This window comes from Campylobacter sp. 10_1_50 (assembly GCF_000238755.1).
Taxonomy (GTDB): Bacteria; Campylobacterota; Campylobacteria; order Campylobacterales; family Campylobacteraceae; genus Campylobacter_A; species Campylobacter_A concisus_R.
The window spans coordinates 28,674-39,683 of sequence record NZ_JH414888.1 but is presented as its reverse complement, the minus strand read 5'-3'; the positions used below and the strand labels follow the sequence as shown (position 1 = coordinate 39,683).

At 38.3% G+C, this 11,010-nt stretch carries 12 protein-coding genes and 1 tRNA gene; all 13 read left to right on the top strand.

Annotated elements, in window-relative coordinates:
* Positions 1-70 precede the first annotated feature (70 nt).
* Positions 71-460 carry a DoxX family protein gene (locus HMPREF1019_RS04490; RefSeq protein WP_009294512.1) on the top strand — a complete coding sequence of 130 codons (390 nt, stop codon included), beginning with the start codon at positions 71-73 and terminating at the stop codon, positions 458-460.
* A gap of 135 nt (positions 461-595) precedes the next feature.
* Positions 596-2,008: a Na+/H+ antiporter NhaC gene (gene nhaC, locus HMPREF1019_RS04485; RefSeq protein ID WP_009294510.1), complete on the top strand. Its 1,413-nt coding sequence runs from the start codon at positions 596-598 to the stop codon at positions 2,006-2,008.
* Entirely contained in the window at positions 2,005-3,138 is a 1,134-nt protein-coding gene (gene iadA, locus HMPREF1019_RS04480) for a beta-aspartyl-peptidase (RefSeq protein ID WP_009294508.1), read from the top strand. The genes nhaC and iadA overlap by 4 nt, the downstream gene beginning before the upstream one ends.
* Positions 3,139-3,218: 80 nt before the next feature.
* Positions 3,219-3,614, top strand: a complete 396-nt coding sequence (rpsL, locus tag HMPREF1019_RS04475) for a 30S ribosomal protein S12 (RefSeq protein WP_002941121.1) — start codon at positions 3,219-3,221, stop codon at positions 3,612-3,614.
* 78 nt (positions 3,615-3,692) lie between these two features.
* On the top strand, positions 3,693-4,163 hold the full coding sequence (gene rpsG, locus HMPREF1019_RS04470) for a 30S ribosomal protein S7 (protein ID WP_002941142.1): 471 nt from the start codon (positions 3,693-3,695) through the stop codon (positions 4,161-4,163).
* A gap of 12 nt (positions 4,164-4,175) precedes the next feature.
* The gene (gene fusA / locus HMPREF1019_RS04465; protein WP_009294502.1) at positions 4,176-6,254 is read left to right on the top strand and encodes an elongation factor G; all 2,079 of its coding nucleotides are present in this window, start codon (positions 4,176-4,178) and stop codon (positions 6,252-6,254) included.
* Between the two features lie 78 nt (positions 6,255-6,332).
* A tRNA-Arg gene (locus tag HMPREF1019_RS04460) sits at positions 6,333-6,409 on the top strand.
* A 223-nt stretch (positions 6,410-6,632) separates the two neighbouring features.
* Positions 6,633-7,010 (top strand): rhodanese-like domain-containing protein, encoded by a 378-nt coding sequence (locus HMPREF1019_RS04455; RefSeq protein ID WP_009294501.1) that lies wholly within the window; start codon positions 6,633-6,635, stop codon positions 7,008-7,010.
* A 152-nt stretch (positions 7,011-7,162) separates the two neighbouring features.
* Complete coding sequence (locus HMPREF1019_RS04450; RefSeq protein WP_009294499.1) at positions 7,163-7,597, top strand: Dps family protein; 435 nt, start codon at positions 7,163-7,165, stop codon at positions 7,595-7,597.
* 83 nt (positions 7,598-7,680) lie between these two features.
* A complete protein-coding gene (locus HMPREF1019_RS04445) occupies positions 7,681-8,268 on the top strand; it encodes a hypothetical protein (protein ID WP_009294497.1) in 588 nt (195 codons plus the stop codon).
* A 125-nt stretch (positions 8,269-8,393) separates the two neighbouring features.
* Positions 8,394-8,831 (top strand): hypothetical protein, encoded by a 438-nt coding sequence (locus HMPREF1019_RS04440; protein ID WP_009294495.1) that lies wholly within the window; start codon positions 8,394-8,396, stop codon positions 8,829-8,831.
* Between the two features lie 256 nt (positions 8,832-9,087).
* Positions 9,088-10,320, top strand: a complete 1,233-nt coding sequence (locus tag HMPREF1019_RS04435) for a major outer membrane protein (protein ID WP_009294493.1) — start codon at positions 9,088-9,090, stop codon at positions 10,318-10,320.
* A 93-nt stretch (positions 10,321-10,413) separates the two neighbouring features.
* On the top strand, positions 10,414-10,971 hold the full coding sequence (locus HMPREF1019_RS04430; protein WP_009294491.1) for a c-type cytochrome: 558 nt from the start codon (positions 10,414-10,416) through the stop codon (positions 10,969-10,971).
* Positions 10,972-11,010 lie beyond the last annotated feature (39 nt).

Genomic DNA, 11,010 nt, shown 5'->3' with positions numbered 1-11,010 from the left:
TCTCAAAATTTACAAGCCGTTAATCAATATTAAATAAAATCCATAACTAAAAATATGTAACGGAGATATTATGAAAAATGTCGATCTTGGACTTTTATTTCTGCGCTTAGGTCTTGGAATTTGCCTTTTTATGCACGGCTTTGGCAAAATTTTACACGGAGTTGGCGGTGTAAAGAGCATTTTAGTTGATGCTGGACTACCTAGTTTTCTGGCGTATTTTGCCTATCTTAGCGAGGTTTTAGCCCCTATAATGATCGCCGTTGGTTTTTACTCAAGGCTTGGCGCGCTCCTAGTTTTTGGCTCTAGTCTTGTCATTTTGTATTCGTATTTTGGCTTGTCAAATTTACTTGAGCTAACTAATGTAAATGGCTTTAAAGCAGAGCTTATATATCTTTATATCGCTATGTCACTTTGTATCATCTCGACTGGCAGCGGCAAATACGCTATCAAGCAAGACTGATCTAAATTTAGCACATATTAGATGTGCTAAATTTTCACACATTTATTTTAAATTTTAAATTTATTTTATTTTTTTATAACAATTTAAGTTTGTAGCCTTTAAATTCAAAAATATCTCAAATTTAAAGGACACATGATGAACTCTATAAAAAAAGAGCCTTCGTTTCTGCTAGCCCTTACGCCTATCTTGGTTATGATCGTAGGCCTTGCGCTTGGCGTTGGTTACATGAAACTAAAGGTTGAGCCGATCATTTTGATAGCAGCCCTCGTGGCTGGTGGCATCGCTTGGAGACTAGGATATAGCTGGAGCGAGCTTCAAGAAGGGGTGATAGAGAAAATTTCTAGCTCACTGCCAGCACTTATGATACTTTGGGCAGTCGGTCTGCTTATTGGCTCGTGGGTATTTTCAGGCACCATCCCTATGATCATCTACTACGGCGTAGATCTTATAAGTCCGCAGTATCTAGTCCTAACAGCTTTTGTCATCGCAGCTATCATCTCAACTGTAACTGGCACATCTTGGGGTTCTGCTGGCACAGTCGGCGTGGCTATCATGGGCATAGCTCAAGGTCTTGATGTAAATTTAGCAGCAACTGCTGGTGCGGTAGTCGCAGGAGCATACTTTGGCGATAAGCTCTCTCCGCTCTCAGACACGACAAATCTAGCCCCGATAGCAGCTGGCTCAGAGCTTTATGAGCACATCAGACATATGTTTTATACGACCATCCCAGCAACTATCGTTGCGATAGCAGCTTATCTATTCTTTGGTAGCGAGGCTGCAAGCAGCGGTGCAAATGTTTCAGAGTCGGTTTTGACGCTTCAAGGTCAGCTTGATAAAATTTTTCACTGGAACATCATCTTGCTTTTGCCTGTGCTTTTTGTCTTGGCTGGTTCGGTGCTAAAGTGGCCAACGATACCTGTCATGATCATAGCTTCGCTATTTTCAGTGCTTCTTGGTGTTATCGTTCAAGATTTTAGCTTTAAAAATGGCTTTATCTCAGTGATGACTGGCTTTAACGTCACGATGAGCGGCATTAATATGGAGTTTTCAAAGGATATCACTAAGCTTTTAAACAGAGGCGGCGTGAGCTCGGTAAATTCAACCACTATCCTAGTCATCTGCGCTATGGGCTTTGCTGGCATCATCTCAAAAACTGGCATGCTTACAAAGGTACTTCACACCATTATGGCAAGGGTCAAATCAACAGCAGGCGTCATCATCTCGACTATCGGCTCATGCCTAACTGTCGCATTTGTCACAGGTAGTTCATATCTTTCTATCCTCATCCCTGGCGAGATGTTTAAAGACTTCTATAAAGAGAAAAATTTAGCAGCCAAAAACCTCTCAAGAACACTTGAAGACTCTGGCACTGTTATCGTCCCACTCATCCCTTGGTCAGCGGCAGGAGCATATATGACAGCCACACTTGGAGTGCCAACGGTCGAGTACTTGCCATGGGCGATACTAAACTACATGGGCGTTGTCTTTGCTATCATTTTAGCGCTCACAGGGATTGGCATAGCTAAGATAAACAAGGACGCCAAATGATACTTATAAAAAATGCCAAAATTTACTCGCCAAAATTTCTTGGCAAAAAAGATATATTTATATGTAATGGCAAGATCGTCTGCATAGCTGAAAATATAGAGCCAAATTTACCAAATGTAAAGGTGATCGACGCTTCAAATTTAGTAGCCATACCAGGCCTCATCGATAAGCACGTGCATATCACTGGAGGTGGCGGAGAGGGCGGCTTTAAGACTAGAGTGCCTGAGATCATGCTATCAAATTTAATAGAAGCTGGCATAACGACGGCTGTTGGCCTACTTGGAACTGACAGCACGACAAGAAGCGTTGAAAATTTAGTCGCAAAAGCACACGCGCTAAACGACGAGGGTATCACATGCTACGCTCACACCGGCGCATACAGCTCTAAAACGCCAACCATAACTGGCGAGATTGAAAAAGATATTGTCTTTGTTGATCCCATAATCGGCACAAAACTAGCCATAAGCGACCACCGCTCATCAAGTGTAAGCAAAGATGAGCTCGCTCACATAGTCTCCGCTGGCAGAGTGGCTAGTATGATCAGCTCAAAGTCAGGCCACACCACGCTTCATATGGGTGACGGCAAAAAGGGCTTAAATTTGATCTATGAAGTGCTAAATGAGTACGACATGCCAATCACACTATTTCAACCAACGCACGTAAATAGAAACGAGGAGCTTTTTAAACAAAGCTTTAAATTTATAAAAGATGGCGGCTATATCGACTTTACCTGCATGCCAGGACTTACGCCACTTGAGGCTGTAAAGCGCATCAAAAAAGAAAATTTACCGACAAATAAGATAACAATTAGCTCAGACGGCTTTGGCAGCTACTCTAGCTATGATAGCGACGGAAATTTACTAAAAATTGGCATCGCTAGCGTCAAGAGCCTATATGAAGAGTTTATAAATTTCGTAAAAGATGGCTTTGGTATCGAAGAGGCGTTGCCATATTTTACGACAAACGTGGCAAAAAGTGTGGCCTTGCAAAATAAAAAAGGCGAGATAAAAGAAAATTACGATGCAGATATTTTGCTAATCAATGAGAAATTTGAGATTAAATTTGTCGTTGCAAAGGGTGAAATTTTAAAAGATGACAGTGGTTTTATAAAAAAAGGAACGTATGAATAAGTCTAACTTATTAACCGTTATTTAAGCTTTTTTTAAATAAAATTAGGTCTTTTTAATAAATTTAGTTGAAAGGAATTATTGTGCCAACCATAAATCAATTGGTCAGAAATGAACGCAAGAAAGTGACTGTTAAGTCAAAATCTCCAGCGTTAAAAGAGTGCCCTCAAAGAAGAGGAGTTTGCACTAGGGTTTATACTACAACTCCTAAAAAACCAAACTCAGCTTTGAGGAAAGTTGCCAAAGTTAGGCTTACAAGCGGTTTTGAAGTCATCAGCTATATCGGCGGTGAAGGTCACAACCTACAAGAACACAGTATCGTTTTAGTTCGCGGCGGTAGGGTTAAAGACTTACCAGGTGTTAAATATCACATCGTTCGTGGCGCACTTGATACTGCTGGTGTTGCAAAAAGAACAGTTTCTCGTTCTAAATATGGTGCAAAACGCCCTAAAGCTGGCGCTGCTGCTCCAAAAAAGTAAAAAATTAGGTTCGCAGACGTTGCTTAAATTTGCAAACGTTTGAGTAAAATTTCATAAAAATTTGAAGGAAAAATCAAAATGAGAAGAAGAAAAGCTCCTGTAAGGGAAGTTTTACCTGATCCGATTTACGGAAATAAAATAATCACTAAATTTATTAATTCTCTTATGTATGATGGCAAAAAAAGCGTCGCTACAGAGATAATGTATGGTGCTATTAAAGCTATCGAAAAGAAAAATGCTGAAGTTAAAGGCATTGACGTTTTTAACGACGCTATTGAAAATGTAAAACCTATTTTAGAAGTTAAATCACGCCGTGTTGGTGGTGCTACTTATCAAGTACCAGTTGAGGTTCGCCCAGCTCGCCAACAAGCTCTTGCTATCCGCTGGCTTATAACTTTTGCTAGAAAAAGAAGCGAAAGAACAATGGTTGATAAACTAGCAAATGAGCTTTTAGATGCGGCAAATTCAAAAGGTGCATCTTTCAAGAAGAAGGAAGATACTTACAAGATGGCAGAGGCTAATAAAGCATTTGCTCACTACCGCTGGTAAGAAAGAATTAGCATGGCAGAGAGAAAAACGCCTTTACATAAGGTAAGAAATATCGGTATTGCGGCTCACATTGATGCTGGAAAGACAACCACTAGTGAGAGAATTTTGTTCTTCACTGGTATGAGCCATAAGATAGGTGAGGTTCATGATGGCGCTGCTACTATGGACTGGATGGAGCAAGAAAAAGAGCGTGGTATTACTATTACATCAGCTGCAACTACAGCGTTTTGGAAGGGCTACCAAATAAACCTAATCGACACTCCGGGACACGTTGACTTTACTATTGAAGTTGAGCGTTCTATGCGTGTTCTTGACGGCGCTGTTGCGGTATTTTGTTCTGTTGGTGGTGTTCAGCCACAGTCTGAAACTGTTTGGAGACAAGCAAATAAATATCACGTACCAAGAATTGTTTTTGTTAATAAAATGGACAGAATTGGTGCAAATTTCTTTAGAGTTGAAGAGCAGATCAGAGAAAGATTAAAAGCAAATCCAGTGCCTATACAAATTCCTATCGGTGCAGAGGATAACTTTAAAGGTGTGGTTGATCTTGTAAGGATGAAAGCATACGTTTGGAATGACGAGAAAAAGCCAACTGACTATGTAGAAGAAGAAATTCCAGCTGAAGTTAAAGATAAAGCTGAAGAATACCGCGCAAAACTAATAGAAGCTGTTTCTGAGACAGACGATAGCTTGATGGAGAAATTCTTTGCAGGCGAAGAACTAACTGAAGAAGAGATCAAAAAAGGTATAAAAGCAGGCTGCTTAAGAATGACTATCACACCTATGCTTTGCGGAACTGCGTTTAAGAACAAAGGTATCCAACCTCTACTTGATGCTGTTGTTGATTATTTACCAGCTCCAGATGAGATTGCAGCGATAAATGGTGTTTACGAAGATGGCACTGAAGTGACTGTTGAAAGTACAGATGATGGCGAATTTGCCGCTCTTGCGTTTAAGATTATGACTGACCCATTTGTTGGACAGCTAACATTTATCCGTGTTTATAGAGGAAGCCTTGAAAGCGGTAGCTACGCTTACAACACAGTTCAAGACTGCAAAGAGAGAATCGGCCGCTTACTAAAAATGCACTCAAATAAACGTGAAGAGATTACTGAACTTTTCGCTGGTGAAATCGGCGCTGTTGTTGGTCTAAAAAGTACCCTAACTGGCGATACTCTTGCAAGTGAAAAAGATAAAGTTATCCTTGAGAGAATGGACTTCCCAGAGCCAGTTATCAGTGTCGCGGTTGAGCCAAAAACAAAAGCAGATCAAGAAAAAATGGCGATCGCTCTTCAAAAACTAGCTCAAGAAGATCCAAGCTTTAGAGTTAGCACTGATGAAGAGAGCGGACAAACTATCATTAGTGGTATGGGTGAGCTTCACCTAGAGATCATTGTTGATCGTATGCTTCGTGAATTTAAAGTTGATGCTGAAGTTGGTCAGCCACAAGTTGCATACCGTGAAACTATCCGTAAGGCAGTTGAGCAAGAGTACAAGTATGCTAAACAATCAGGTGGTCGTGGTCAATACGGTCACGTATTCTTACGCATCGAGCCACTTCCAGCTGCTAGCGGATTTGAATTCGTTAATGACATCAAAGGTGGTGTTGTTCCAAAAGAGTATATCCCAGCTGTTGAAAAAGGTTGTAAAGAAGCGCTTCAAAGCGGTGTTCTTGCTGGTTATCCAGTTGAAGACGTTAAGGTTACACTATTTGATGGTAGCTACCACGAAGTGGATTCATCTGAGATGGCGTTTAAACTTGCTGCTTCTATGGGCTTTAAAGAGGGCGCTAGAAAAGCAGGTGCGGTTATCCTTGAGCCTATGATGAAAGTTGAAGTTGAGACTCCAGAAGAGTATATGGGTGATGTTATCGGTGACCTCAATAAGCGCCGTGGCCAAGTAAATTCAATGGATGATAGAAATGGTGTAAAAATCATTGCTGCTTATTGTCCACTTGCTCAAATGTTTGGCTACTCAACAGATCTTCGCTCAATGACCCAAGGTCGTGCGACTTATTCTATGGAATTTGATCACTACGAAGAAGTTCCTAAAAATGTAAGTGAAGAGATTATTAAAAAGAGAAATGGCTAATTAGCCAAAATAGGGCAGAGCGATCTGCCCTTTAAAATTTAACTACTTGAGTAAAAATTTAAACTAACTTGCAAATTTGTCCTCATAGCTCAGCTGGATAGAGCGCAGAATTCCTAATTCTGAGGTCGTGAGTTCGAACCTCGCTGGGGACACCATTCCTGCTTTAAATACCACCTCATAAAAATCTTTTATAGAGTGCTTTAAATCATTTATATTTAGAATTCTTATTTTTATAAGTAGCTGTGTTTGGCATATAAATAAATTTATTTTTTTAATGAATTATCTGTATGACCTCACTATCAATAAAATTTATCAACAAAAATTTTATATATTTAATAATCTATGCTAATATTTCAAAAATTTATTTAAGGAGAGTAGATGAAAAAAATTTTACTTTTAGGAGCCGTTTGTTGCATGTTGTCAGCTGATGTTAAAACTGTTAATATAAGCCCAGATGAGATCAAAAAATATGATCAGATTATTGATATAAGAACTCCATCTGAATGGCAAGAGACTGGCATCATAGCTGGTGCTAAGACCATCACTTTTGATCCAAGTAACAAGAGTGCATTTTTAGATGAGCTTTCAAAAGCGGTTGATATCAAAAAGCCTATCGCTCTTGTTTGTAGAAGTGGTAGAAGAAGCACAGCAGCAGCTGCAGCGATAGATAGCTCAGATCTTAAGATTATAAATTTAGATGGTGGCATGAGTAGTTTGATCGAGCAAGGCTACAAAACTGCACCTTATAAAAAATAGACAAATCTCTAAATTCTACATTTGGCTACAAGATAAATTTATTTTGTAGTCAAAATTTATACTAAATAATAAATTTTATTATTTGATTAACCAGTGATTAACTCTAAGTCAATATAATTTCATCACATTTAAACAATAAAGAAGGAGACAAAATGTCAAAAGTTATTTTACAGTTAAACACAATTCAGGCTGATGCAAATGCACTTTATATTAAATTTCATGATCTTCACTGGAATGTAAAAGGCATCCAATTTTTTAGCGTCCACGAGTATACTGAAAAAGCTTATGAGGATATGAGTGAGATTTTTGATGACGCAGCTGAGAGAGCTCTTATGCTTGGTGGCAGACCTATCGTCAAGGCTGAGGAGCTAGCAAAAGTCGCTCACATAAAACACGAGCCAAAAGAGAGCTACACTCCGACTGAAGTTTTGGAGATCGTTTTGGCTGATTACAAGCACCTTTTGGGTGAGTTTAAAAAGCTTGATGAGCTTGCAGAAGGCGACACAACAACTCAGATGTACGCACAAGATCAAATAGCTAAATTTGAAAAAGCCATCTGGATGCTAAACGCAACACTTGGTAAATAATCATAGCGGGAGCTCTCCCGCTTTACCCTAAATAAATTCCACCTTTTGGCGATATAGTTTTTATAAACTTATAGGAGCCAAATATGCAAATCAGTCAAATCGTAAGCTCATACAACACTTCAAGCGTAAAAGAAAATGTAAAATCAGAAATTTCGCTTCATAAAGATGAAAAAGAGATTTCTAAAAAGCAGCCTGAGATTTCAAATTTAAGTGCAAAAGAGATATCAAATAGCTACTTTTTGCAGTATCAAAAAGATATTACTCAAAATGCTAGCTCAAATTTACTAGCGCAAGGTGGTCTAAGCTTTAACGTGCCTGAAAATTTATCAGACATTTTAGCTGGACTTGATCTAGCAGGCATCGGCTACAACGGTAAAGCTCTAGGAGAGCTAAGTAGCGATGAAGCAAGCGAGCTAGTTAGTGAAAATGGCTTTTTTGGCATCGCAAATACAGCTGAAAGGATAGCTGGCTTTGTTCTAAATGGCGCAGGTGATGATGTAGAAAAGCTAAAAGCTGGTAGAGATGGCGTGGCAAAGGGTTTTGAGGATGCAAAGAAAATTTGGGGCGGTGAGCTTCCTGAAATTTCACAAAAGACTATCGAAAAGACCCTTGAGACGCTCGATAAAAAGATCGCCGAGCTTGGTGGTAACGTCTTAAACGTATCAGCCTAAATTTCTTGGGGATCTCTCCCAAGAAATTTATACATTTAATGTAAGCATAAAACTCAAATTTTAAAATTCGCAAATTTTATTTAATCTTAAAAGCTATACTTTTCTCTTTATATTAAGGAGAAAAGATGAAATCTAAAATTTTACTTCCTCTAGCAGTAGCCACTATGTTTTTGGGATGTTCGTTTTTTGATGACAACCCACCAGTCCGCAAGCAACCAAGACAAGCTACTAAAACTATACCCGCAAAAAGCTCCATCAAAGGCTTCATAAAAGATGTTAGCTATAAAGATTCGAAATACTGCTACGAGATAGTAGCCAGCGATGTGAAAAATCACAAACTAAACAAAGCAAATTTTTGTGCAAACAGATATTATTACGATAAGGGCGATCTTGTCTATGCGACTTTTTACGCAGATAAGCTCATAGACATGCTTCTTATAAAAGAGGGCGGCTCCAGAGGCGCATATAATGGCATAAGAAAACCACAAAATGAAGTAGTCGTTAAAAGAAAAAATATAAAAACAAATATCGATGTGCCAAAAGAGGAGAAAATTTCTTTTTAGATTACCGTTGATTTACTGCTAGCATATATAATTTCATCAGCAATCAAAACTAGAACTCCTTTTAAGGGGCAAAGCAACGGCCCCTTTTTCTTTTTATCCCCTTTTTAAAAGTCTCACTTGTAAAAGTTAAATTATCAAAATATACCTCTTTTTGGTCAAAATCGGTAAACGATCGGTAACAAAAGTGCAAAATTTAAGCTTCATCTTAAATTTTATTGATTATAATCGTCATCACAAAACCTTAAAAGGAGAAAAAATGAAACTAACAAAAATTAGTTTAGCTGCATTGGTTGCTTTAGGTGCATTTTCAAGCGTTGCAAGTGCAACTCCACTTGAAGAAGCTATAAAAAACGTAGATCTTTCAGGATTTGCAAGATATAGATATACAAACACTAACAAGAAAGAGAGTAAAGCAAATAAGGCTGATAAAAAAAGCCATGAAGCAGGTCATCAATTTAGAATGATCACTAACTTTAAAGCTGCTATTGACGATAACTTCTTTGGTGTTATTGGTTTTAGATACAACACTACAGACAATTCAGGCGACGGTGTAGAAAACGGAACTGATAATACAAAAACAAATGGAGCATTTAATGTTCATCAATTCTATCTTGGCTATAAAGCCGGCAACACTACTATAACAGCTGGTAAACAAGCTATCGGTTCTTACTTTACTGATGATGAAGTAGGCACTGGTATAAGAGTAGTAAATAAAGATATCGAAGGCCTTACACTTACAGCCTTAGCATTTGATGCACTTGAAGGAACAAAAGGTTTCAGTAATGGCGCCCTATATGAAGGTGATGATGAAACTCATAAAGTAACGAACTATTTAACAGGCTACGATGTTGGTAATCTATATGCAGCTGGTATCGCTGGTTCATACGATCCTATCAATTTCCAACTATGGTATGGCACATTAACTAACCTAGCTGATGTTCTTGCAGCTGATGTTTCAGGAAATTTCGCTATAACTAACGATGTATCTGTTGGTGCAAGACTTAACTATGCACATAGCCAAGCTGATACAAGTGCAAAAAATGCTCTAAAATATGATGATGGTAACTTCTATGCTGGCGAGCTTTCAACTTCACTATTTGGTCTTGATCTAGCTGCTGGCTATATCGGTTATAAAACTCAAAACTATCAAGATGGTAAATATTCAGTATTTACATTTGAAGATCAAGGTGGCTTAATCGACGCTGGTGAAGATGTACTTGACTGGACACGCGCAAAAGGTAAGGGTAGTTACTTCTATGCAACAAGTGCATATACATTTGATAAATTTACAGCTGGTCTAGACTATATCAAAGGTAGTTATAAGACAAAAGAGAAAACTAAAGTTGAGGAATTTGTTCCAAGATTTGCTTATCAATACAACAAAAAGTTGAAATTTAGCTCATTCTATTATTTCGAAACAGAAAAAGAGCATAACGGAGATAAAAACAAAGCTGACAAATTTAGATTTGAAGCTAAATACTCATTCTAATTCATAGCTCGTTAATCAACTTATGATATAATCCCGGGTCGGAGCAATCTGATCCGGGATTTTTAAATTTAGAGCAAAATTTCAAGGAAACTCATGAAAAATATCAAAATTTCTTTTTTGGCGTGTTTTTTGGTGGCAAATGCCTTTGCAGCTTCTCAGGTTTATTATATAGAAGCTCGTGGTGAGTTTGGTAAAGAGCTTGCCGAGATGGCAAAAAAGCAGGCTAATGACAGAAATGAAAAAGTAAATGTCTATGTCGATGAAGATCCAAGACGCTATAAAGATAATAGAATTTTAAAATTAGGCGTTGATAGAAAAGGTAGATATAGTGTCTCTTTAGGAAAAGAGCTTTATGAGAAACAATGCGCTAGCTGCCATGGTGAAAGCGCAGATAAAAGACCATTTGGCTCAACACCACTTAAAAACATGGATGCTAAAGATATAGAAGATAGCATCATTTCTTATAGAAGCGACTCAAGCTTTGGTGGTAGCGGTAAAAACGTTATGCAAAACCAAGCTAAGATCGTCTCAAATAATGATCTAGGCGCGATACTAGCTTATCTAAAAGGTAAAGACGCACTTGCAGATCAAGATACTAACGAAAATAAACCAGTTTCAACCGAAACAAAGCAGGGCAGTTATTTAAGATAAATTTCACTTTGGTAGCTTTGCCACAATATAAATAAAAGG